The organism is Thalassospira sp. CH_XMU1458 (genome assembly GCF_037027205.1).
Taxonomy (GTDB): Bacteria; Pseudomonadota; Alphaproteobacteria; order Rhodospirillales; family Thalassospiraceae; genus Thalassospira; species Thalassospira tepidiphila.
Genome location: NZ_JAYMDW010000002.1, coordinates 248,244 through 272,602, shown reverse-complemented (window position 1 = coordinate 272,602; position 24,359 = coordinate 248,244). Strand labels below are relative to the sequence as shown.

Below are 24,359 nucleotides of genomic sequence, written 5' to 3'. Positions count from 1 at the left end.
CCATGATCCGTCACATCGTACTGACCAAATTCAAGGCCGAGGTCACAAAGGCCGAAATCGACAGCCTGTTTGCCAAGCTGGCAGACCTCAAAAGCCACATCCCCGGCATGCGCGGCTTTGACGGCGGCGTTTCGGTCAGCCCGGAGGGCCTGGAACAAGGCTTCCGCCACGGATTTTCAATTGATTTTGACGATGCGGCGGCACGTGATGCCTATCTGGAACATCCAGAGCACAAGGCCTTGGGCGGGCAGTTGGTTGGCCTGCTGGAAGGTGGTGTCGCCGGGTTGGTGGTGTTTGATCTGATTGTCGGCGCGTCTGCGTAATGGTGCAGTAGTCCCCCCCGGAGGCGGCGTCTTTGAGCTCAAAACCTGCCTTCTGGAAACCTAGCACGCGCTTTAACAGCTTAGTTGGAAAAGAAGACGGATGTTACAGGCCAGCAAAAAAGCTGGTAACCGTCTCCTCCTGCCGCCGTCAAGGTCGCCCGCTATGAAAGGGCTCAGGTGCAATATCCGCTTGGAGTATTTAGTAAACATTTTGAGGCGAAGTCTAAAATTTGCGCAAGGGTCCCCTCTAATTTTCAACTCTTGAAATTGTTAACCCGGATTCTCGAGAACATTGGGCTCGAAGAAGAAATGATTCTACGCTTCGCTAACCACGCTACCAGTTCGAGGTTTGCGTCGGTTTTAGGAATCAACGGCCTCGCTCCCGGCCTGATATCTGAGTATGGCTCTGGCATACTTTGTAATACTTCTCTGACTTGATCTTTAGACAAGCTTTCATGCCACCTATTTAAGAAAGCAATTTTTCCTTCAGTCGGTTTGGTGTGGCTAATCAAAGCTTGGACAACGTAGCCATCCAAAGAACTGATATCTGAATTAGTACGATAATATAGCTGCCCAACAATGGAAGCTCTCTCCGGGAACTTCTCAATTTGCGTCAAATCCATTTGACCAACTATCCGTAGCTTCTGCGCATCTTTAATGTCAGAGGTCAAAAGCTGCTCACGTAAGTCATCGTCAACTGATAGCTCATCTATAATCTCCATGTATTCATCGATGTTGTGTTCGATGAACTGGAGTTGATGCTCCGGATAACCGTCCAACTGGTCGAACGCAGTCTCCGAGAAAATAATTTTCTCTTCCTCAATCAGTATCAACCATTTTTCTGCGTCAACTACTTTTGGGAACTGATCGACTGGTGCAAGCATGGCCCTGACGTAAGTTCTGTATACATCCACCTCCAATTCATCATTGTTTATCAAGAAATCGCAAAGCGACTGGGTGGAAGCGTCCCCAGAAATTGGACTAGCAGACAATTCCGTTTCTATTTCTTTCTCTTGAAGGAATGCATTTAGCACTTCTCTATCAAATGAGCTCTCATCATCCAAAAACGCGAGACAGTTAGCCCAAGTGGCCTCAATCTTTTTCTTCTCAAACAGCACCTTGCGCAGACGTACAGGAACGTCATGAAGTGACGGAACTTTCTCTGACTGCATGCCAATGAAAACTTCGAGATATTCGGTTTCGATTTCGTCATGACCTAGTACTTTGATCATCGCGGAGACATCTTCTTCAGTATTGCTCTCCAGCTCCAGAAGTACATCTTTCACATAAACGTCGAAGTTATCTTCAACTTTGTTGATCAAAGGAGAGCTTCCACTATTCAACAGCGTAGAATAATGCCTGATAATGAGATCATCTGAGTTAGATAACTTCAAAACATTTTTGAAAATAAAATCGATATTCTGGATAGACAATTTGTATTGTCCTGCATTTACTAGCGCTTTAGCGACTGCTGGATATAGTTTAATAGATTCCAAATCGTTAACCTGAAAAGGAATAAGCGTTATGCAATGGGGGTCGACATCTCTTCCTTCTGCGAGGACGCTCGACAAATTTATTGAGAGGAAACCCAGTATCCTTTTATCCTTTTCATGTAAATATTTGAGATCTTCTTCCGTTAGATAGGCTAAAATCGTGGAAACATGAGTAGCGCAATTAGCGCTCCGAAGTACCGCAGACAGAAAACCAGCCCACGCATCCAGCAAACCTGATATCAGCTCTGGAATGCGCTTCCCACTCTCGTAGTAGGAAGCAAAAAATTCATCGCACTCACTGAAGTTATCAGAAATGAAATCGAGCAATCGCTTGATCTCTCCATCGTACTCATCTGGATGACTAAACAAGCAATCCACGATAATTACATTGAGAGCAAAATGCCGAAGAAAATCATCTGCGCGCATGGCAGCGATAACTTCTTTCGGATTGTCGATCTGGAAGCCTGGGTCAGGATTATTAAATGCCCTGATTTGGATCAGAAATTTGTTGTCGCTCGGAGAGAGACGACCGGAATGGAAAAGGGACGTATATTGATAATAGGAATCATCTAAAAAACCTTCAAACACGAGAAACTTTACAAGCTCTTTGTTGTCTCCGAATTTCTCAAATTCGTCATCCTCAGAATTTCTATCCGCCCGAATCAGTTCATTGAACTTTTTCATTCGAACTTTAGATAGCTCAGCTCTTAACTCCATAATTTTATTAGAGATAGTATCTCTATTATTTTCCAGCCTGTCCTCGATTTCTTGTTTTCGTTTCTTATATGGTTTTCTTGGATTGACCTCTCTCTGGATGCCAGATATCGGCGTGGCATTCCAATAACCTTGCGGTGATCGTGAGGAAATTTGACTTAGTTCTAATAGCTCTTCAAAATTTTCGTGCCGCCAAAGATAATTAAGAGGCAGCTCTTTACCCTTGATATTAACTACCACATGACCTTCAGGGAGCTTGTCAATCAAAGCCATTGCGTAGATTTTTCGGAGTTCGTCAATATCCGAAGGCACTTTGTCCTCATAGTCGCCTATACGATTTTCCAGGCTTTGTATTTTAGACCTATAACTACTCTCTGCTTCCGCTATCAGAGATTTATGCATGCCGAACACCCCGGCAAGTTTACCCTTCTCCCGATGCAACAACTCAAAATCGCTTGGCAATACGTTCTTATAAATCAAGATCGCGAAGAGCTTATTAGGATCCAGAACGTCGTCTTTGTCGTCTGCTTTCTGTTCGCTCCCCTTTAAACTGGCCTCCCAGTTCTTTTGGTAGATAGTGTATTCATTGAAAATGTTCTGGATGAGGCGCAAATCATCCAGATACCTTGACACCTCTCGCACAAACTGACGGTCAGGGCGTTTTGACTCAGATAAGCGCTTTTCTTGTTCTATAATTTTATCGATTGAATTGGAGCTATTAATAATTGGTATTACAGGAACTATAAACTCGAAGAACTTAGTTCGATCAGTATTCTTGAACATATTATCTCTAAGCGCATAGAGAAAACGGATTTGCCTTTTCACACCAGCATTGGCATTGATAAGGCTATTAATTTCCCGCAAAGTAACAAAAATATCCGGATTATTAAAACGATCCAAATCTTCAATGACAACTAAATCATAGTCTGTTGATTGAAAGAAATATATAATCTCGTCAAGATGACGGTTAAGTATCGATTCCTCCGCAGCAATCTCTGGCTTAAGCTCTATATCCTTCAGAGAAACACTCTTTAATGATACTCCCAAGCTTTTAATATAAACTTGCTGAATTACTTTCCAGACGAAGGCGCCAGCCAATGCAACGCTACCCAGATTAAACCAGTTGATCTGTCCAAACGGTAAATAGAAGAAACTGTTAAAAATCAAAGCTTGGTTTTGAATCAAATACCAACAAGCTAAAACTCCAAGAACGATAAAAAATGCAACAAGCCGTGCCCGCCATTTACCGGGAGATTGAATCCGCTTGAACCTTGATAGTGGTAGCCTATTGGCGTCCGCTCCATAGAGCATCTGCTGCAGAATGCTTCGCTCAATCTCCTGTTTACTTACCTTGCTATCATAAGAGTAAGTTTCCTCATCCGAGGCATCATCTTGCGCGTCGTCCAGAACATCAACACGATTTGGTAGCGCTTCAGGCAAAAACGCAGCCAAAGAAATTTGCAACACTTGATCTGATGAATCAGTTTCCTTTGCGTACTTCTTAAGGAACGCTTTTATGATACTGCTCTTGCCTGAACCGTATGGCCCAGTTAAAGCAATATTGAACACATTTGGATTGCTGGTAGCTTCAAGCAAAGCCCTTGAATAGATCCCGGATGGGTCGGCTTTATCCGTTGGAGCAAGGTCAACATACTCTGAGCGATTATCGACAGAATTGCTGCTCGAGATGGCAGCAGATGCTCTAGAAACTTTAGAATTTTCTGACATTTTAAAGACCAGCTCAGGTTAATTTTTTTGTTCTTATTTTGTACCATCTATAATATCTATCTAAAATAGTAAAATTTGAAGCACTCACAATGCAGCGCTATTCGAGCGAGAAAAGGCAGCACCGATTACTGACGCTGCCTTTTGTTATTGGTGCGTATAGCTCTAGATTCCCGCGCAGGCGGGAATGACGGTGTGGGGTGATGGTGGGTGTCGCCGGTCTGATCAGACCGGCTTTGAGGTCACCAGATTCGACTTCTGCCGAGGCAAATATTTGCCGTCGCCCTTTTGGCCGGTGACTTTGCCGTCCTTGACCACGGTTTTGCCGCGCACGATGGTGTGGACGGGCCAGCCTTTGACTTCAAGGCCTTCATAGGGGCTGTAGTCACAGCCCTGTTGCAGGATGTCGTTGGTGATGGTGACGTTTTTGTTGGGGTCCCAAAGGGCCAGGTCGGCATCCGAGCCAATGGCGATTGTGCCCTTTTGCGGGTACATGCCGTAAAGTTTGGCGTGATTGGTGGCGGTGAGTGCGACAAAGCGATTGAGGTCGATACGGCCTTTTTGCACACCTTCGGAAAACAGGATCGGCAGGCGGGTTGCGACGCCCGGGATGCCATTGGGGATCCAGCGGAAGCTTTTCTTGCCCTTTTCATTGAGCTTGCCTTCCGGGTCGTTAAAGCGGAACGGGCAATGATCAGATGAGAACAGGTCAAACACGCCACGTTCCAGACCATCCCAACAGGCGTCCTGACTTTCCTTGTCGCGCGGCGGCGGGGAGCAGACGAATTTGGCGCCTTCGAGTTCATCCTGATCGAGATCATCTGCGGTCAGCATAAGATATTGCGGGCAGGTTTCGCCAACGACCTTGGAACCGCGTACCCGCGCGCGTTCGATTTCTTCCATCGCCTGCTGGTTCGACACATGGACAATCACAATCGGGGTATCGACGATTTCGGCCAGCGATAGCGCACGATGGGTGGCTTCGCGTTCGGCCGCAATCGGACGGGTTGTGGCGTGGGATTTGGCGGAGAATTCGCCGGCGGCCTCGTGCTGGCCGATCAGGAAGCGAATGGCGTCTTCGTTCTCGCAATGCACCAATACCAGCGCGCCGGTATTGCGCGCAGCGTCAAGCGTATCAAGGATTTCATCATCGCGCAGACGCAGGTTTTCATAGGTCATGAAGACCTTGAACGAGGTATAGCCGTCCTCGACCAGGGCCGGGAGTTCCTGCCCCAGCACGGACGGGGTCGGATCGGTGACGATCAGGTGGAAGGCCACATCAATATGGCAATTGCCATCCGCCTTGGCGTGATAGACATCGAGCGAATGACGCAGGCTGTCGCCCTTTTCCTGCATGCAGAAAGCGAGGATCGAGGTATTGCCGCCAATCGCGGCCGAACGCGTTCCGCTTTCGAAATCATCGGCCATGACGATGCCATCGCCGGATGGCTGATCAATATGCACATGGCTGTCGATCCCGCCGGGCATGACATAAAGCCCGGTGGCATCGATGATGTCGTCCGCGCCGGTCAGGGTATTTGCGATGGCGGCAATCTTGCCATCCTTGATGCCAAGATCGGCAACATAGGTGTCGCTGGCGGTGACGATGGTGCCGTTTTTGATGATGCGGTCAAACTGCATGATGTGGCCTGCCCCCTTATTGATCGGTCGCGTCAAGCAGGCGGTCAAACGCCGCAGTCAGACGGTCCACCTGTTCAATCGTGTTGTAGTGCACCATCGACACACGCAAAACGCCAGCATTATCAGACAGGCCCATATATTCGACCAGACGGCGCGAATGGAAATCGCCAAAGCGAATGGCGATCTTTTCACGGTCAATGATCTTGCAGACATCCTCGGCATTGCGGCCATCAAAGCGGAACGCAATGGTCGGGATGCGCGTGCCGTCGCGGTTGTCATCCTGCCCGACAATCACGCAGTCATTGCGACCGCGCAGATAGGTCAGAAGACGTTCGGTCAGGGCATTTTCCTGTGCCGCGATGGCGTCATAGGCGGCGACGATTTTATCGCGCACGGTGCCCGTCCCGGACTTGTCTCCCATGGCGCGCTCACCCAGCTCCGTCAGGTAATCGACAATACCGCAGACCGAATAGGCCATTTCATAGCTTGGGTTGCCGGCTTCAAGCTTTCCGGGGACTTTGTCCTTGCCGTAGAAATAATGGTACAGCGTATCAAGTTCGAGCAGCAGGTCGTACTTGCCATACATCATCGCCCCATGCGGGCCGTATGTTTTATAGAGGCTAAAGACGTAATAGTCGGCGTCAAAGGCCTGCACATCCACCGCGCGGTGCGGGGCATAGGCGACGGCATCGATACAGATTTTCGCACCGTTGGCGTGGGCGTAATCGGCGAATTCGCGGATCGGGTTGATTTCGCCAATGATGTTGGACACGTGCGTGACGCAAACCAGTTTGGTCTTGTCGCTCATTGCGGCCTTGAGGCCATCAAGGCTGAGACGCCCGGTTTTGACATCGGGTTCCCAGAAACGGATGTTGACCCCGAATTCCTCGAGTGCCACCCACGGGCCGATATTGCTTTCATGATCGCCGATGGTAACGACAATCTCGTCACCCGGTTTGAACTGGCTGCGCATGGCACGCGCGAGGTTTTGCAAAAGAACCGTGGTCGAGGCGCCGAAAATGATTTCTTCGGGGCGGTTGGCATTGACCAGCTGGGCGGCAGACTTGCGCGCATCCAATAGCGCTTCGGCGGCCTTTTGCGAGACTTCGTAGGAGCCGCCGATCTGCACATTGCGCTCGATCAGGAAGGCATTGATGCGGTCCAGTGCCTTGGACAGGATTTGCGATCCGCCGGCATTGTCAAAAAAGGTCCAGCCATTGGCAAGGGCTGGAAACTGGCTGTGGACATAGTCCATATCAAGGGTACGTTGATCTGCCATTGAAGGCATCCTCCGGTTGATTTGTCTTTTATTTTAATGGTCAAGAACGGCGTGGAGGAAGTTCCTTGTGCGTTCTTCTTTTGGCGCATCGAAAATTTCGCTGGGCGTTCCGGCCTCGATAATCGCACCGCCATCCATGAACAGGACGCGGTCGGCGACCTGACGGGCAAAGCCCATTTCATGGGTGACCACGACCATGGTGACGCCGGTCCCGGCGAGCTTTTTCATGACATCGAGAACCTCGCCGACCATTTCGGGATCAAGGGCGGAGGTTGGTTCATCAAACAGAAGCACACGCGGTTCCATGGCAAGGGCACGGGCAATCGCCACGCGCTGTTGCTGCCCGCCCGAGAGCTGGGCCGGGTATTTATCGGCCTGAACGGAAATGCCGACACGTTCCAGCAGATCGCGGGCGCGTTTTTCGGCGTCAGCTTCGGACATCTTTCGCACCCGGATCGGGGCCAGCATGACATTGCGCAGCACGGTCATGTGCGGGAACAGGTTAAACGACTGAAACACCATGCCGACTTCGGCCCGGACCTGATCAAGGTCAGGCCCCGGGCGCACCGGAATGCCATCAACGGTGATTTCGCTGCCTTGCTCGAACGGTTCGAGATGGTTGATGCAACGAATAAGCGTTGATTTGCCGGACCCCGACGGGCCGACAACACACAGCACTTCTCCTTGCGCGATATCAAGATCGATGCCGTGGAGCGCAACGAACTGGCCATAGGTCTTGCGCAGGTTGGAAATTTTGATCAATGGCGCTTTCATCAGCTTCTCCCGCGGCTAAAACGTTTTTCAAGATGCGCGACATAGCGCACCATCGGCAGAAGCAGGATCAGATAGATCACGGCAGCACCAATCAGCGGCGTCGGGTTGGCGGAAAGGGCCTGTGCCTGGGTCGCCTGTTTGAGCAGATCGGGCATGGCGACAACCGATGCCAGGGCGGTGTCTTTGAGCACATTGATGCAGTTATTGGTCAGCGGCGGGATGACGATGCGGATGGCCTGCGGCAGGATGACATCGGTCATGATGTATCGGTTGGAAAGGCCCAACGCGGCGGACGCTTCAAACTGGCCCTTGGGGATCGCTTCGATCCCGGCACGGAAAATTTCGGCGGTGTATGCCGCGGACACCAGCGTCAATGCGGTGACGGCAGAAAAAAACGGCGACAGCCTGATGCCGACAAAAGGCAGCGCGTAATAGACAATAATCAGCAACACCAGAAGCGGGATCGAGCGGAACACATCGATATAGGCCCGCACAAGTCCGGTCACCACCGGCCCGGCATAAAGCCGCAAAACGGCCAGAAACAGGCCGCCGATCAGACCGGCAATGATGCTGGTTGCGCCGATCCCGATGGTCACAAGCAAGCCGTTCATAAGCTGCGGCAGGCTTTGCATCAGGACGGGAATGTTAAAGAAAGTCGAAAATAAATCCATTTTACCACCAGGTCAGGTTGCCCCGCCGACGACACCGGAAACGGATTGGTATCGTCGGCAGGGATGATCAGCGATATGCGCGATTATTTAAGGGTCGGCATATCAAGGACCTGAACGGTCGAGGTGGTGTCTTCCGGCGTTGCGCCGAACCAGGTTTCATGCAGACCGGCGATGAAGCCTTCTTTTTTCAGTTCGGTGATAACATCGTTAACTTCGGTTGCGAGTGCGGCATCCTTGTTAAACATGATCGAGTATTTTTCGCCGGTGGTGATGCGCTCGACCACTTTAAGGGCCGGCTTGTCCTTGACGTAATACAGCAATGCCGGGATGTCGCTGACATAGCCGTCAATACGACCGGCCTGCAGATCAAGCATGGCGGGCGACAGGCCTTCGTAACGGCGGACATCGGCAATGCCGTATTCGCCGCCATTTGCGGTCACCCACATATCACCGGTGGATCCGGTATCAACACCAACAACCTTGCCATCCATGGTCGCCAGGCCGGTGACGCCGCCTTCTGCGGTGGCGGTCAGGGACTGATCACTGTCGTAATAAGGCTGTGCGAAGGTGACAGACTCAAGACGCTTGTCGGTGATGGTGATGGATGAAACCGCCATGTCGATGCGGCCGGATTGTACCGCCGGGAACAGGCCGTTGAACGGGATGTTGACAAACTCGACCGATTTGCCAAGGCGGTTGGCGATTTCGTTGACGAGATCGACTTCGAAACCGACCACGGTGCCGTCAGCTTCTTCGAATTCCCACGGCACGTTGCCGATATTGGCGCCAACGGTCAGGTCTGCTGCGTTTGCGGATGCCAGTGAGGACACGGCAAGAACGCCGCCAACGACGCTGGACGTCAGAAAGTTGAGAAACTTCATTATGATTTCCTTGTGTTTTTAGCCTACCCTGAGATACTTCTGGTCTAACTGGTCAGACCAGTCAGGCCAGACAAACATATTTGGATGATACGTGCAAGATTGTTTGTGCAAAAATGAGTCAGATTTGCTTTGATACCGACAACTGAGCAAAAAATACGCAAGAAGGACACGAGGGAATGTTCAACCGCACGCCGCTGCCGCAAACGGTCGCACGCCAAATTCAGGACATGATCCAGAACGGGGAACTGACCCCGGGCGACAAAATTCCATCCCAGCGCGAATTCGCGCAGAAATTCGGCATTTCCCGGGCTTCCTTGCGCGAAGCACTTCTGACCCTTGAAACACTTGGCCTGATCAAGACCGAGGCCGGGCGCGGCACCTTTGTCACCGACCCCGCCAGCCGCGCCAAAGCCGACATGGCACCGTGGCGCTATTCGGAAAGCCACAGTGTTTTTGATGTGTTCCAGACACGCATGATCCTTGAAAGCGAAATTGCTGCGCTGGCCTGTGGCCGCCTGACCGCGACCCAGCTTGAGGCGATGGAAGACGCCACCAACCGCATGGAAAAATGCTGGGCCGAGCAGGACCTGATTGCCAATGTCGAGGCCGATCTGGAATTCCACGCAACGATTGTCGAGGCATGTTCCAACAGCATGATGCGCGAACTTTACCAGGCCGTGCGCGACAAGATCACCGAAACCCAGCGCCAGCCGATCCCGATCACCGATCCGGAACGCATGCGCGCCTCCATCGGCGAACACCGCAAAATCATTGCCGCCCTGCGCGACAATGACGCCGAACGTGCGCGGCGTAAAATGCAGGCCCATGTCCGCAACACCGCGCGTTGTGCCGGGTTGCAGACGTAACCTCCCCACCGCCTCCATCAAAGAAATGGCAGCATCTTGGTGATGTGATCAGCGAATGCGTCTGTGGCCGGGCTTGGATTAATCTCGGATTTCAGGACACGCAGGCCCAGTTTCGGCAAGGGTGGCAGCGGCGATTTCAGGATGAAAAGATCGCTCGGCACTGCCTTTTGCATCATCACGCTGATGGCAAGGCCGGAACGGGTCACCGCAATCAGGCCCGCCAGACTGTTGCTGGCATAGGCGATTTGGTAGGGCAGCTTGGCGCTATCCATCGCATCACGGGCAGATCGATGATCAAGGGCGTTGGCCGCGGCCAGTGCCAGCGGGATCGGGCTTTGCGGATCGGTACTCTGGTTGAAATCGTGCAGCTCCAGCGTCGGCTTGCTGCCGACCCAGGCGAGTTGTTCGGTGCGGATAAAGTCACCGCCGGGCGTTATATCCGGAGTGGAAACCAGCGCCATGTCGATCTGGCGGGCATGCAGGAGTTTTTGCAATTCCGGCGTCGGGGCCGACACCACCCGGATTTCGATATCACGATGGATCGCGCCAAAGCTTTTGAGCAAGGCCGGGAAAAAGGCGATCAGGTAATCTTCCGGGCAGCCAAAGGTGATCGCACCGCGCAATCCCTGATCGGAAAAGCTTGAGACCGCATCATCATGCAGGCGCAGGATGCGTTCGGCATAGCCGAGAAACCGCTCCCCCGCCCCGGTCAGCCGCACCCCACTGCCCGAACGGTGAAACAGGCTCTGGCCAAGGGCATATTCAAGGCGCTGGATCTGCATCGTCACAGTCGACTGGGTACGCCCGACCTGAATGGCCGCGGCACTCAGCGTCCCGGCATGGGCGGCCCGAACGAAGGTTGTCAGCAATTTGAGATCAAGCAGTGCCTGCATGCGGGGTTCCGCCCATTTTAGCCATCAATATTTTTGATATCGGAGTGCAAGCATTATCAATTTTACCGCTTTGGCGCCACAAGATAGGCTTTTCCCATCAAATGAATGGACCAGCACAGGGAAAAGATCATGTCACGCAACGACGATGCCGCCTTTTGGCAAAGCGCAAATAACCACCTGATCCGGTATGGCAGCCCGTTTGATCCGGCGATCATCGAGCGTGCCAAGGGATCATATGTTTATGACGCCGATGGCCGCGCGATCCTTGATTTTACGTCCGGCCAGATGTCAGCCGTTCTGGGCCATGGCCACCCGCGCATTGTCGAGACCGTACAGCGGCAGGTCGAAACCGTCGCACATCTGTTTAGCAGCATGCTGACACGCCCGGTGGTGGAGCTGGCCGAGCGGCTGGCCGCCCTTGCGCCGGGATTGGAAAAGGTTTTGTTCCTGTCAACGGGGGCCGAAAGCAACGAAGCCGCCATTCGCATGGCGAAGCTTGTCACCGGCAAGCATGAGATCGTGGCGTTTTCCAAAAGCTGGCACGGGATGACCGGGGTGGCGGCATCGGCGACCTATAGTGCCGGGCGCAAGGGATATGGCCCGGCGGCGGTCGGATCGTTTGCCATCCCGGCACCCAATGCATTCCGTCCGCGCTTCAAGCATCCCGACGGGTCGCTTGACTGGCAGACGGAGCTTGATGATGCGTTTGAGCTTCTGGATGCGCAATCGACCGGCAATCTGGCGGCGTTCGTCGCCGAGCCGATCTTATCGAGCGGCGGGATCCTTGAACTGCCGAAAGGCTACCTCGCCGCCCTTAAGAAGAAATGCGAAGAGCGCGGGATGCTGCTGATCCTCGACGAGGCACAAACCGGCATCGGGCGCACCGGCGACATGTTTGCGTTTCAGCGTGACGGCGTCACACCCGATATCCTGACATTGTCCAAAACCATTGGGGCGGGATTGCCGTTATCGGCCGTGATGACGACGCCCGAGATTGAGCAGGCCGCCTATGAAAAGGGGTTCCTGTTTTACACCACCCACGTGTCCGACCCCCTGCCCGCCGCGGTTGGCTTGACGGTGCTTGATGTGGTCCGCGACGAGAATCTGGTCGCACGCGCAAGCCAGATGGGTGCGCAGCTTTTTGAGGGGTTATCCGCGATCAAGGACCAGTATGCGTGCGTCGGGGATGTGCGCGGGCGCGGGTTGCTTTTGGGCATGGAGATCATCAAGGACACGGGCAATCGCGAACCCGATCACGACATGGGGGCCGCCATCATGGCCGAGGCGTTCAAGCGCGGGCTGAGCATGAATATCGTCAAGATGCCGGGAATGGGTGGCGTGTTCCGCATTGCCCCGCCACTGACCATCAGTTCAGAGGAACTCGATCAGGGCATTTCGATCATTGGCGATGCCGTCAAGGCGTGCGTTGCGCGCTAGGACCTGACAAGCTTCTCGCCCCTCCCCTTGTGCCACCGCACGGAAAACGGCGTCCTGATGTCTCGGGACGCCGTTCTTTATTCTAGCCCTTGCGAAGCGTGATCACGGTAAGTTCGCCGGGCACGCCAACCCGGATCGCGAAGCCCGGCCACTGGGCGGTGCCGTTATTGACGTAAAGCTGCATGTCCTCGATGTCATACATGCCCGATACAAAGCCGCCATTGAGCATGGCAACGATATTGTCAAAGCCCCATACCATGCCGCCGTGGGTATGGCCGGAAAGTTGCAGGTCAACACCCAGCGGTGCTGCGTCGCGGGCCATTTTCGGTTGGTGATCAAGCAGGATCACCGGCGCACCTTCCGGGCTGCCTGCAAGCGCCTTGGCAACATCGGGTTCAGGACGGTCCGTATTGCCAGCGCGAAGGTCGGTGACACCGGCGATGGTCAGTTGATCGCCACCCCGATCCAGCACGATATGGTCGTTTTCAAGGGTGAGCATATTGAGCCCGCCATAATGGCGCATCCAGTTTTCATAGCCGAAATAATATTCGTGATTGCCCGGAATGGTGATGATCCCGTCGCGCGCGCTCAGATCAACAAGCGGCTGCACATCATCGTAGCGCAGCGGCAATTCACCATCGATCAGATCACCGGTGATCACGATCAGATCCGGCTCAAGCGCGTTGGTTTTTTCAACCACCTCTGCCACCCAGGGGCGTTCATAGAGCTTGCTGATATGAAGGTCGGTCAGTTGAACGATGCGATAGCCGTCAAAACTGTCAGGCAGGTCGCGGATGGTGACATCCATTTCCTTGACGTCGGGTACGCGCATGCCCTCTGCCACGCCAAAGCAGGCCAGTGCGATGGCCGCAAAGGACATGACGGTCCGCAGGATTTTGGGCGGGTGCTGCTTGCGGCGCAGGATCACCCAGCGCAGCAAAAGACCGATCAGGTCATAGGCCAGCTGGAACCACACCAGGAAGAAAATCACGCCGAATGCCACGTTGATCGCGACAACAATCGGCTGCGGGAATTCCGGCAAGAACATGCTGCCAAAGGCAATGCGGGAATACAGATGATGCTGGGAGCCGATCAGCAAAAGCACGCCAAAACTGATCTTTGCCCAGCGCGGCCATGCCAGATAGCGTACGTGACGCACAAGAACATACAAACAGGCAAGAGCGACATTGATGTGAAAAAACAGCACCGGACAGACAATCCTTTGAAAACAAATGAGGCGTCGCGCAATATAGCCGAAACGGGCGGAACAATCGCAACCATTCACTTAAACGTCTGAAACAGGTGATTGGTTTTCAAAAAAGATTGCGCAACATCAAAGCCCGGCCAATCTCGATCATCTAGGATCATTCCAGAGAGTGTTGCGTTGCACAATTGCAAGAGCAATACTCGTTGAAATTGTTGACCAAGTCGCGCGGTGCCCTGTCCCTGCCCCCTGCCTTGGTCCGCCCCGTTGTCGGAGAATGGAATGAAAAGCTTGCGTGCCGTGTTGATCGTTCTTGTGGTGATTGCCGCCGCCGCCGGGGGTGGATATGCCTATTGGCAGGCACAGCAATCAGACCTGCCTGACTATATCGCATCGGGCAATGGCCGGATTGAGGCCGAGGAAATCCGCGTGGCGACCAAATATGCCGGCCGGGTCGAGGAAGTTCTGGTCGAAGAAGGTGATCAGGTCACCGCAGGTCAGGTCATGGCCCGGATGGACACCGCCGAACTGGTTGCCAACCGTGCGCGCGCCCGTGCCGAGCTTGCCAGTGCCGAGCAAGGCATTGCCGAGGCAGAAGCCCTGATTGTTCAGCGCGAAAGCGAGTTATCTTTTGCCGAGCAGCAGCTTTCGCGTGCCGAGGAACTGGTCAAGAACAACAACATTTCACGCGAACAACTTGATCAAAGACGTGCGGATCGCAATGTCGCAAAAGCAGCCCTTACCGCAGCCGAGGCGCGCCTTGTCAGTGCACGCATGAATGTGTCGGCGGCATCGGCCGCCCTTGAAGGCATTCAGGTGCAAATTGATGACTCGGTCCTCAAGGCCCCGCGCGATGGCCGCGTGCAATATCGCCTTGCCGAACCGGGCGAGGTTCTGGCCGGTGGCGGCCCGGTCATCACCCTGATTGATCTGACCGATGTTTATATGAATGTGTTCCTGCCGACCCGTCAGGCGGGGTTGGCCTTTGTTGGCAATGAAGCGCGCATTGTTCTGGATGCCGCGCCCAGCTTTGTCATTCCGGCCAAGGTATCGTTTGTCGCCGATGACGCGCAATTCACCCCGCGTGAGGTCGAAACACGGGCCGAGCGCGACAAGCTGATGTTTCGCGTCAAGGTGCGGATCGACCCGGAATTGCTGGCCGAGCATATCAAACGGGTGAAAACCGGCCTGCCCGGTGAGGCCTATATCATGCTGGCTGATCATACCGACTGGCCGGAGGCGTTCACCCCGAATGTGCCTGATGACGCCACCCTGCGTCAGAACACGCAATAGAGCGCGCCCAGATGGTGGACGTCACCGAGAACAGCAATAACACCAACACTTCCCGAGAGACACCAGAAGTCGCCGTACGGCTTGAGGATGTCACGCTTCGATATGGCAAGGTGGCCGCCCTTGACGCGATCAGCCTTGAAATCCCGGCAGGACAGACCGTGGGTTTTATCGGGCCAGACGGGGTTGGCAAATCAAGTGCCCTTGCCCTGATTTCGGGTGCGCGCAAGGTGCAGGACGGCACGGTCGAGACGATTGGCGGATCGATGAAAGATGCCAAGCACCGCAACGCGATCCTGCCGCGCATTGCCTATATGCCACAGGGGCTTGGCAAAAACCTTTATATGGACCTGACGGTGCGAGAGAACCTTGAGTTTTTCGGCCGCCTGTTTGGTCAGGGCAAGCGCGAGCGTGATGAGCGCATCGCCCGCCTTGTCGCCGCGACCGGGCTTGATCCGTTTACCGAACGCCCGGCGGGCAAGCTTTCGGGGGGCATGAAACAGAAACTCGGGCTTTGCTGTGCGCTGATCCATGATCCCGATATTCTTATTCTGGATGAACCGACCACCGGGGTTGATCCGCTGTCGCGGCAGCAGTTCTGGCAATTGATTGATGCCATCCGCCAAACCCAAAGCGAGATGACGGTTCTGGTCGCCACCGCCTATATGGATGAGGCGGCGCGCTTTGACCGGCTGATTGCGATGAATGATGGCAAGGTGCTGGCGACCGGCACGGCAGACGAGATTTTGGAGCGCACCGGGACCGATACACTTGAGGCCGCGTTTATCGCGCTGTTGCCCGAGGAAGAACGCCAAGGCCATCATGAACTGAACATTCCTGAACGCACCATTCATGGCGACACGCCAGCGATTGTTGCCGAACATCTGACCAAGAAGTTTGGTGATTTTACCGCCGTGGATGATGTCAGCTTCCGGATTGAAAAAGGCGAGATTTTCGGGTTTCTCGGCTCCAACGGCTGTGGCAAGACCACGACGATGAAGATGCTGACCGGGCTTTTGAATGCGTCTGAGGGCACAGCCGAGCTTTTTGGCAAGCCGGTCGATGGGCAGGATATCGCGCTTCGCAATCGGGTTGGCTATATGAGCCAGGCCTTTTCGCTGTATTCCGAACTGACGGTGATGCAGAACCTGGAACTGCATGCGCATCTGTTTCATTTGCCCAAGGACAAGATCACACCAAGGATCGAGGAACTTTCGAAACGGTTCGGATTGGGCCCCTATCTTGATGATCTGAGTGAACGATTGCCACTTGGCGTGCGTCAACGATTGTCGCTGGCGGTTGCGATCATTCACAGCCCGGAAATCCTGATTTTGGATGAACCGACATCGGGTGTTGATCCGGTGGCGCGTGACGGGTTCTGGGAATTGCTGGTCGAGCTTTCGCGCGATCAGGGGGTGACAATTTTCATTTCCACCCACTTCATGAACGAGGCGGAGCGGTGCGATCGCATATCGCTGATGCATGCGGGCAAGGTTTTGATCAGTGATACGCCGAGCGCCATCACCAAGGGGCGCGGCTGCGACACCCTTGAAGACGCGTTTATCAGCCATTTGGAAGAAGCCGAAGGCCCGGATGGCGCGGATGACCCAGATGGCGCGAATGCAGGCGCGCCAGACGCCCCTGCACCCGCAGATGCACTTGCCACGGGCACCGATGCCAAGGCCAACTGGAAACCGGCGCGGGCATCGCTATTCAGCTTCCGGCGGCTATGGGCCTATTCACTGCGCGAAACGATGGAGCTGGTGCGCGATCCCATCCGCTTGATGTTTGCCTTGATTGGCACGGCCATCCTGATGCCGGTGTTTGGCTGGGGCATTACATTTGATGTTGAAAACCTGACCTATGCGGTGCTTGATCGTGACCAAAGCGCTGAAAGCCGCACCTATATCGAAAACCTTTCGGGATCGCGGTATTTCGAGGCGCAGGAACCGTTGCTGAGCAATGATGAGCTTGAGGCACGCTTGCTTTCGGGGGACATTGCTTTGGCGATTGAAATACCGCCCGGCTTCGGGCGCGATGTTGCGCGCGGCGACAGCCCGGAAATCGGGGCGTTTATTGATGGATCGATGCCATTTCGCGCCGAAACCATTCATGGCTATGTCGAAGGCATTCATAACCAATATCTGGCAGAGCATCGCAAACGCGATGTCGGCAGTGCCGATTCAGGGCAGCCGATGCGCATTGAAACGCGGTATCGCTATAATCAGGATTTCAAAAGCATTTATGCCATGGTGCCATCGGTTATTGCGTTGCTTTTGATGTTTATTCCCGCGGTTTTAATGGCGGTTGGCGTGGTTCGCGAAAAGGAACTGGGATCGATCACCAACCTTTATGTCACGCCGGTTTCCAAGCTTGAGTTTTTGTGGGGCAAACAGTTGCCCTATATCGGGCTTGGCCTGATCAACTTTGTTTTGATGACGGCGATGGCGCTGTTCTGGTTTGAGGTGCCGTTGCGCGGCAATGGCCTGACGCTTCTGGTCGGTGCGATCCTGTTTGTTACCGCCACCACCGGATTGGGGCTTTTGATTTCGTCCTTTACCAGTACGCAGATCGCAGCCCTTTTTGGCACCGCGATTGCCACCATGGTGCCATCGGTGATGTTTTCAGGGATGATGCAGCCGGTCTCTTCGCTTGAAGGGGCGCCGGTGGTGCTTTCAACCATCATTCCGACATCGCATTTCATGTCGATCAGTGTCGGCACCTTTACCAAGGCGCTTGGCTTTGCAGAGCTTTATCCCGAACTGATCAGCCTTCTGATTTTCTTCCCGGCATTGACCGTGCTTTCGATGCTGCTTTTAAAAAAGCAGGAGGTGTAAGGATATGCTTGGCAGACGGATCAGCAATATCTATCGCCTTGGCATCAAGGAGCTTTTCAGCCTCAGACGTGACATGGTGCTTATGGCGCTGATTGTCTGGGCGTTTTCGTTTGCGATATACAACGCCGCCACCGGCTTCTCGCATGATTTGCGCCGTGGTTCGATTGCGATTGCCGATCAGGATGGATCGGCCCTTTCGCTGCGCATTTCGGATGCGTTTCTGGCCCCGTACTTTCAGGAACCGGTCCGCATTGCCGAACGCGATATTGATGCGGCGATGAATAGTGGTGAATTTACCTTTGTGCTGGTGATCCCACCGCGGTTTGAGGCCGATGTGGTTTCGGGTCGCGACCCGGAAGTGCAGCTTAACATCGATGCCACGGCGATGATGCAGGCCGGGATCGGCCAGGGCTATGTCAGCAACATCATCGCCCAGGAAGTCTCGACCTGGTTGGGCGGCAAATCAGCCTGGGCGGGGCAGAACCGAACAGAGGCCGCGACCATCGTGACGCGTTATGCCTATAACCAGAATGTGCAAAGCGAATGGTTTACCAGCACGATGGAGATCATCAATGCGATCACCATGCTGTCGATTATTCTTTCAGGTGCGGCCCTTATCCGCGAACGCGAACATGGCACGATCGAGCATCTTCTGGTGATGCCGGTGGATCCCTATGAGATCATGCTGGCAAAGGTCTGGGCCAACGGGCTTGTGATTTTGATTGCCTGCATGCTGTCACTGATTTTCGTGGTCGAGCTGGTGCTGGGCGTGCCGATTGCCGGATCGAAGCTTTTGTTCATGGGCGGTGTTGTGATTTATCTGTTCTTTGCCACGGCCCTTGGCATTTTCCTCGCCACCATGACGCGATCCATGCCGCAATTTGGCCTGCTGTTCATTCTGGTGGTGTTGCCTTTGCGATTGCTTTCAGGCGGCAGCACACCGCTTGAAAGCATGCCCGAGACTTTGCAGAACATCATGCAATTCTCCCCCGCGACCCATTTCGTCAAATACGCACAGGCCATCCTGTTCAGGGGGGCTGGAATTGAGGTGGTCTGGCCGGAATTCCTGCTGGTGTTTGCGATCGGGGTTGGCTTTTTTGCCTTTAGTGCGCTTCGGTTCAGAAAGAGTATTGCTCAGATGCGATAAACTTTGGTCCTGACACACAAACCCCCGCACGGGAACCCGGCGGGGTGGGAATGGTGGGCCTAACAAGACTCGAACTTGTGACCTCTCGCATGTCAAGCGAACGCTCTAACCAACTGAGCTATAGGCCCCTATGGGTTTGAAAGATGGTGGGCCTAACAAGACTCGAACTTGTGACCTCTCGCATGTCAAGCGAACGCTCTAACCAACTGAGCTATAGGCCCGCAAATCCATCTTTCGAAAGACCGAGGCTTTGTAACCAAAACACCGGTCTGTGCCGTTTGCGTCGGCGAGGCGGTATTTAGCCCAAGGCGGACCTTGGCGCAACCCCAGAAATGGTTTTTTGACAAAAAATGTTCATCAAATCCGTGGCAATTCCCATATGCTAGAGGGTATGGTGCGAATGGATCGCAGGAGCCTGATAACACCCACACAAACCTGACGCCGTGTCATAAGGGATGGACATTACGAAAGACAATGAACCAGTTGCCTTCGGAAATCGCCTCAACTGGCCCCGCCACCGTTATCCTGCCACCACGGCAAACCTTGCCGGTGGTGTTTGCATCCCCGCATTCAGGCCGCCATTACCCGCAGGATCTGATTGAACGCGCACGCATTGGCGCGTTTGAGCTGCGCGCATCCGAAGATGCCTTTGTCGATCAGTTGTTCACGGCGGCTCCGAAACTGGGCGCCCCGTTGCTGTGCGCGACATTTCCGCGTGCCTATGTCGATGTGAACCGGGCGGCCATGGAACTTGATCCGCGGATGTTTGATGGCGACCTGCCTGATGATAACGAGATCAATTCGATGCGCGCCCTTTCGGGATTGGGATCCATCCCGCGCGTGGTCAGCGGCGGGGTCGAGATTTACAAGAACCGCCTGCCCGCCGAAGAAGCGCTTTCGCGGATTGATACCTATTACCGGCCCTATCACACGGCGTTGCAGAAGCTGATTGATCTGACGCGGGCGACGTTTGGTTATTGCATTCTGATTGATTGCCATTCGATGCCCGGGGATTCGTGCGACAGCGCAAAAAACCGCGTTGATCTGGTGCTTGGCGATTGCTATGGAAGTTCCTGCCACCCGTCATTGACGCGGTTTGTGGACGATTGTTTTCGCGATATGGGCTTTGCGCCCGCGCACAATGATCCATATGCCGGGGGTTATTGCACACGCCATTACGGTCGCCCGCAAGAACATGTGCACAGCCTTCAGATCGAGCTTTCTCGAGCACTTTATATGGACGAAACAACAATCAGCCCGCATCGCGGATTTGACACCCTGCGGGATCAGATGACCGATCTGATATCGCGCTTTCATGATCTCGACGGGAACCCGTTCTAATGAGCAATACCATCGATACCAGTGACGTTTTAAGCGATCTGGTCATCCGCGATGCAGAACCCGAAGATTTTGAACGGATCACCGAGATTTACGGCCATCACGTCCTGCATGGCCTGGCATCGTTTGAGGAACGCGCACCCGAAATCGCCGAACTGACATCGCGCTGGCAACATGTGCGCGAACGCGGCCTGCCCTATCTGGTGGCGGATGTGGATGGACGGGTTGAGGGATTTGCCTATGCCGGGGCGTACCGGACCCGCCCGGCCTATCGTTTCACGGTCGAGGACACGATTTACATCGCCCCCGAAGTCGTCGGCAAGGGGGCTGGCAGTGCGTTGCTTGCGGAGCTGATCAAACGGGTCACCGCCCTTGGTTATCGCCAGATGATTGCCGTGATCGGCGATAGCGCCAATGTGGCATCGATCGGGCTGCATGCGCGGTTGGGCTTCCGGGTTGCCGGCACGCTTCAGTCGGCCGGCTTTAAAATGGGCCGCTGGGTCGATAGCGTGATCATGCAGCGCGGTCTGGGCGACGGGGATGGCAATATCCCCGATGGCAATCCAACGCGCGAAAAATAGCCGAAAAGAAGTCCAAAGGGATTTTAAAGGGCGCTTCCTGATTTTGCCGGGCAGCGCCCTTGGCGTATCTGCGCGCCGCCATGACCCCAAGTTGATTTGCACCGCACCATTCTAACAATTCCAAAACACATGAGATGCTCAGGCGCTGAGCAGATGCTTTAAATTGGGCTAACCGGCTGAATTTAGGCAAAAAAAGAAGGCCGCCTGTGACAGCGGCCCAAGTCTAGGGAGGAAACGTCCAAGAAACGAGCGACAAGTCGCTCGCCGGAATGCACTGCGTCCTACCGCAGCGCACAAATGAACATTACCCATTCACCGGACAGGACGCAACAGCTTTTTGACTATTTTTTTGTCAGAAATATTACTGCTTCTTTTTTGTGCATTATTTTGAGGCATTGCACCCCAAACGCCCGCAAATTTCACATCTCGCGGCTATTTTTTGATCACCGAAGAAAATGGAATTTTCGAAAAAGCTGAGAGAATCGACGCGAATCCGAACTGACCTGGCGCGAGCTCATGCCGATTCCACGCCTTTCCCTAGCCCGATTCTGCCCAAGCACGACAGGCCGCAGCAGCGAATGATAGCGTCACACTTGCATGCGCCGCCATGAGATGTCTGTCAGACAGGATTTTATGGGTCAGGAGAGGTCGCGTCGCGAGCGGACGCATTGATTGGGCAGCAGAGCACAATCCTAGGCCAAGCTCAAAAGCAAGCCGCTAGTTCACGCTGCGATCAACCGAGGGGGCATTGGTGGTCGACGGGGACGCCAAAGCGCTTACCGTATTGCGTCGCCCGGAATAGCCTTGTGCGACGAGGTCATCGCGGTCCTGGCGTTTTTTGGCCTCGTACATGCGCTGATCAGCCAAGTCGATCAGGTTTTGCGGCAAGGCAATGGCATCTTCGATGCGTTCGGAAAGACCGACGCTGGCGCGCTGCACCTGCCCGTTTTCAAGCTTTGCCAACCCCGGGGCCATGACACGTTCCAGCACCTCGACAGCGCGGGCACGGCCCAGTTCGGGCAACAGGACCAGGAATTCCTCCCCGCCCCAGCGCACAACCATGTCAGAACGGCGGAAACGATGGATCAGGTTATTGCCGACCTCGCCCAGAATGCGGTCGCCATAATCATGGCCATAGCGATCATTGATCTGCTTGAAATCATCAAGGTCGATGAAGGCAACGGTATAGGGCACTTTTTTGCGCAGTGCGCCTTCGAAGCTGACCCGGATCATCTCCATGCCAAAGGCACGGGTATAACAGTTGGTCAGTGGATCAATGGCGATTTCATGGGCGGCGGTAACCGTGCGGTAAAGCTGCACAAGGGCCGATACCAGCGCCAGCGGCAACAGGAATGCCAGCAGCATTTCAAACGGCACAAACCCGGTCGCAAGTCCGCTTTGCGCGCCAATAACAAGCAACACGGCAAATGGCATTGAAAGAACGGCGGCCTCGACCAAGGTGACGGGCATGATGGCAATCATCATCACCAGACCGATCAGAAGGAAGCTGTGCGAACTGTGCATGTAATCAGTTGCAAGCGGATCATTGCCAGCAAAGACACACAGCAAACTTGCCGCGACAATCAGCATCAGCATCGGCAGGTACGGAAAACGTCGGCGCAAGCGCGCACTGACCGCGCGGTTGGTGAGCACCACAAGCGCAACCCCCGCCACCAGAAGGCGCAGGATAAAGGTCTGCGACGACCACATTTCAGCGGCAAAGGCCCCGTCCCAGAACGGAACGGCAAGCGTCAGGACAAGAACGAAAAGGGCTGCGAAACGGGCGGTAAGCTGGATCGATTCCTTGCGGCGCAGATGCAGGAGCTCTGCATGCCGTGGCGTGTAGAGAAAATCCCGATAGCAGCATCGAAACGTCTTTTTTGACGGACTGCTATTTTCCTGAGGGCCTGAATCCACGCGAACCGCTCCAACCAGATTTAAGCGGGCCACACAGGCCCTTTATATAGATGTCTCATCGTTCCTTTATTTGGTCCAAGACACAACTATACATTAGGGTGGCGTCATGCAGCAGATGGGCCGAAATGGAGCTTTAAAACGGTCAAGACCGACCGCAAGATGTTGATTCGTAAACAAAAAGTTAACCCGTAACCCACCATATCTGGCTGTAAAAAAAATTTCCCTTGGCTTTTCTACCTTGGGTCGAAAATTAGGGTGCCAGTTTTTTTACATTGGAAATAAAAACGGCGCACCGGTTTGCCGATGCGCCGTCTTATATCGCCCGGATTACAGGGCGATTATGCCGTTGTATAGCGTTTAGCCGAATCACCCCCAGAGTTCGCGATCCGGCAGCCCCATCACACCGTTTTTAAACGTCAGGGCATGATCGCGATCCTTGGCCATCCAGATCGGGCCATCCAGATCGACAATGCGCGACATCGCACCGGTGATCATGGCGGGCGCCATGGCAAGAGATGTTCCGACCATGCAGCCGGTCATCAGTTGCATGCCGGCCTTGGATGCGGCCTCGGCCAGCTCAAGCGCACCGGTGAGACCACCGGTCTTGTCGAGCTTGATGTTGATCATGTCATAGAGATTGGCCAGACGCGGAATGTCGGCCATCGTATGAACAGACTCGTCAGCACACAGAAGCACCGGGCAATCGATATCGATCAGACCATCATCCTGCCCGGCAGGCAGCGGCTGTTCGATCATCTCGACCCCCAGACCATCAAGTTCGGCACCGATATCTTCGAGCAGATCAAGTGACCAGGCTTCGTTGGCATCGACAATGATGCGGGCCTTTGGCGAACCTTCACGCACAGCACGGACCGACTCAAGGACGTTTTCGCCATTGAGTTTGACCTTCAGCAACGGGGCATGGGCGATCTTGCGGGCGGCTTCGCGCATATTGTCCGGGGTATCGATCGACAGCGTTTCGGCTGTGATCAATCCTTCGGGCGCCTTGTGCCCGATCAATTCCCATACGCGACGGCCCATACGCTTGGCTTCCAGATCCCAATAGGCGCAGTCGACTGCGTTACGCGCAGCACCGGCCTTCATGGCATCCTGGAGTTCCTTGCGGGTCATGCCACGGTCAAGGGCGTCAGCCTGTGCTTCGATGTCGGCAATGACACCTTCGACCGTTTCATTATACCGGGCATAGGGAACGCATTCCCCCTGCCCGGTATGGGTGCCGTCGCTCAGCGTCACCTTGACCACATGTGCCTCGGTCCGGGCCCCGCGCGAGATCTTGAAGACCTGTGCGAGGGGGAAGACTTCGGAAATCACAGTGAGTTTTGGCAAC

Annotated in this window: 18 protein-coding genes and 2 tRNA genes; 8 read left to right on the top strand and 12 right to left on the bottom strand. The window is 54.2% G+C overall.

The genetic code is table 11. From position 1 onward, the window contains the following. Nucleotides 1-2: 2 nt before the first annotated feature. The gene (locus WBY09_RS08610) at nt 3-323 is read left to right on the top strand and encodes a Dabb family protein (protein ID WP_336232512.1); all 321 of its coding nucleotides are present in this window, start codon (nt 3-5) and stop codon (nt 321-323) included. Between the two features lie 254 nt (nt 324-577). On the opposite strand, the gene WBY09_RS08605 is transcribed toward WBY09_RS08610, so the two are convergent. The 6 genes from WBY09_RS08605 to WBY09_RS08580 form a co-directional block, all read right to left on the bottom strand. Then, nucleotides 578-4,258 carry a YobI family P-loop NTPase gene (locus tag WBY09_RS08605; RefSeq protein ID WP_336232511.1) on the bottom strand — a complete coding sequence of 1,227 codons (3,681 nt, stop codon included), beginning with the start codon at nt 4,256-4,258 and terminating at the stop codon, nt 578-580. A gap of 222 nt (nt 4,259-4,480) precedes the next feature. After that, the gene (gene hydA, locus WBY09_RS08600) at nt 4,481-5,896 is read right to left on the bottom strand and encodes a dihydropyrimidinase (protein WP_336232510.1); all 1,416 of its coding nucleotides are present in this window, start codon (nt 5,894-5,896) and stop codon (nt 4,481-4,483) included. 16 nt (nt 5,897-5,912) lie between these two features. Further along, a complete protein-coding gene (locus WBY09_RS08595; protein ID WP_336232509.1) occupies nt 5,913-7,175 on the bottom strand; it encodes a cysteine desulfurase-like protein in 1,263 nt (420 codons plus the stop codon). Nucleotides 7,176-7,208: 33 nt separating this feature from the next. Continuing rightward, nucleotides 7,209-7,949: an amino acid ABC transporter ATP-binding protein gene (locus tag WBY09_RS08590; protein WP_336232508.1), complete on the bottom strand. Its 741-nt coding sequence runs from the start codon at nt 7,947-7,949 to the stop codon at nt 7,209-7,211. Further along, nucleotides 7,949-8,620 carry an amino acid ABC transporter permease gene (locus tag WBY09_RS08585; RefSeq protein ID WP_008891419.1) on the bottom strand — a complete coding sequence of 224 codons (672 nt, stop codon included), beginning with the start codon at nt 8,618-8,620 and terminating at the stop codon, nt 7,949-7,951. The genes WBY09_RS08590 and WBY09_RS08585 overlap by 1 nt, the downstream gene beginning before the upstream one ends. 83 nt (nt 8,621-8,703) lie before the next feature. Next, nucleotides 8,704-9,501, bottom strand: a complete 798-nt coding sequence (locus WBY09_RS08580) for an ABC transporter substrate-binding protein (protein WP_064780667.1) — start codon at nt 9,499-9,501, stop codon at nt 8,704-8,706. A 176-nt stretch (nt 9,502-9,677) separates the two neighbouring features. Between WBY09_RS08580 and WBY09_RS08575 the strand changes: the two genes are divergently transcribed. Continuing rightward, nucleotides 9,678-10,367: a FadR/GntR family transcriptional regulator gene (locus WBY09_RS08575; RefSeq protein ID WP_336232507.1), complete on the top strand. Its 690-nt coding sequence runs from the start codon at nt 9,678-9,680 to the stop codon at nt 10,365-10,367. 17 nt (nt 10,368-10,384) lie between these two features. Here the strand turns inward: WBY09_RS08575 and WBY09_RS08570 are convergent, their stop codons facing one another. Further along, nucleotides 10,385-11,260, bottom strand: coding sequence for a LysR family transcriptional regulator (locus WBY09_RS08570; RefSeq protein WP_336232506.1), 876 nt, complete (start codon nt 11,258-11,260; stop codon nt 10,385-10,387). Nucleotides 11,261-11,389: 129 nt separating this feature from the next. Here WBY09_RS08570 and WBY09_RS08565 point away from each other — a divergent pair, with 129 nt between their 5' ends. After that, entirely contained in the window at nt 11,390-12,697 is a 1,308-nt protein-coding gene (locus WBY09_RS08565; RefSeq protein WP_336232505.1) for an aspartate aminotransferase family protein, read from the top strand. An 82-nt stretch (nt 12,698-12,779) separates the two neighbouring features. On the opposite strand, the gene WBY09_RS08560 is transcribed toward WBY09_RS08565, so the two are convergent. After that, complete coding sequence (locus tag WBY09_RS08560) at nt 12,780-13,904, bottom strand: metallophosphoesterase (protein WP_336232504.1); 1,125 nt, start codon at nt 13,902-13,904, stop codon at nt 12,780-12,782. 279 nt (nt 13,905-14,183) lie between these two features. On the opposite strand from WBY09_RS08560, the gene WBY09_RS08555 reads away from it, so the two are divergent. Genes WBY09_RS08555 through WBY09_RS08545 form a run of 3 tightly spaced genes read left to right on the top strand, consistent with a single transcriptional unit; the run spans nt 14,184 to nt 19,175 of the window. Continuing rightward, a complete protein-coding gene (locus tag WBY09_RS08555) occupies nt 14,184-15,194 on the top strand; it encodes an HlyD family secretion protein (RefSeq protein ID WP_336232503.1) in 1,011 nt (336 codons plus the stop codon). An 11-nt stretch (nt 15,195-15,205) separates the two neighbouring features. Next, nucleotides 15,206-18,028, top strand: a complete 2,823-nt coding sequence (gene rbbA, locus WBY09_RS08550) for a ribosome-associated ATPase/putative transporter RbbA (RefSeq protein ID WP_336232502.1) — start codon at nt 15,206-15,208, stop codon at nt 18,026-18,028. A 4-nt stretch (nt 18,029-18,032) separates the two neighbouring features. Beyond that, nucleotides 18,033-19,175 (top strand): ABC transporter permease, encoded by a 1,143-nt coding sequence (locus WBY09_RS08545; protein WP_064780659.1) that lies wholly within the window; start codon nt 18,033-18,035, stop codon nt 19,173-19,175. 51 nt (nt 19,176-19,226) lie between these two features. Here the strand turns inward: WBY09_RS08545 and WBY09_RS08540 are convergent. Together WBY09_RS08540 and WBY09_RS08535 are read right to left on the bottom strand one after the other, a co-directional pair. After that, nucleotides 19,227-19,303, bottom strand: a tRNA-Val gene (locus WBY09_RS08540). 16 nt (nt 19,304-19,319) lie between these two features. Beyond that, a tRNA-Val gene (locus tag WBY09_RS08535) sits at nt 19,320-19,396 on the bottom strand. Nucleotides 19,397-19,649: 253 nt separating this feature from the next. Here WBY09_RS08535 and WBY09_RS08530 point away from each other — a divergent pair. Further along, nucleotides 19,650-20,516: an N-formylglutamate amidohydrolase gene (locus WBY09_RS08530; RefSeq protein WP_336232501.1), complete on the top strand. Its 867-nt coding sequence runs from the start codon at nt 19,650-19,652 to the stop codon at nt 20,514-20,516. Then, complete coding sequence (locus WBY09_RS08525) at nt 20,516-21,094, top strand: GNAT family N-acetyltransferase (RefSeq protein ID WP_008891409.1); 579 nt, start codon at nt 20,516-20,518, stop codon at nt 21,092-21,094. Before WBY09_RS08530 ends, WBY09_RS08525 begins: the two co-directional genes overlap by 1 nt. A gap of 717 nt (nt 21,095-21,811) precedes the next feature. On the opposite strand, the gene WBY09_RS08520 is transcribed toward WBY09_RS08525, so the two are convergent. Both WBY09_RS08520 and dgcA read right to left on the bottom strand, forming a co-directional pair. Beyond that, a complete protein-coding gene (locus WBY09_RS08520) occupies nt 21,812-23,011 on the bottom strand; it encodes a GGDEF domain-containing protein (RefSeq protein WP_336232500.1) in 1,200 nt (399 codons plus the stop codon). Between the two features lie 366 nt (nt 23,012-23,377). Then, the gene (dgcA, locus tag WBY09_RS08515) at nt 23,378-24,358 is read right to left on the bottom strand and encodes an N-acetyl-D-Glu racemase DgcA (RefSeq protein ID WP_008891407.1); all 981 of its coding nucleotides are present in this window, start codon (nt 24,356-24,358) and stop codon (nt 23,378-23,380) included. Between the last annotated feature and the right edge of the window lies 1 nt (nt 24,359).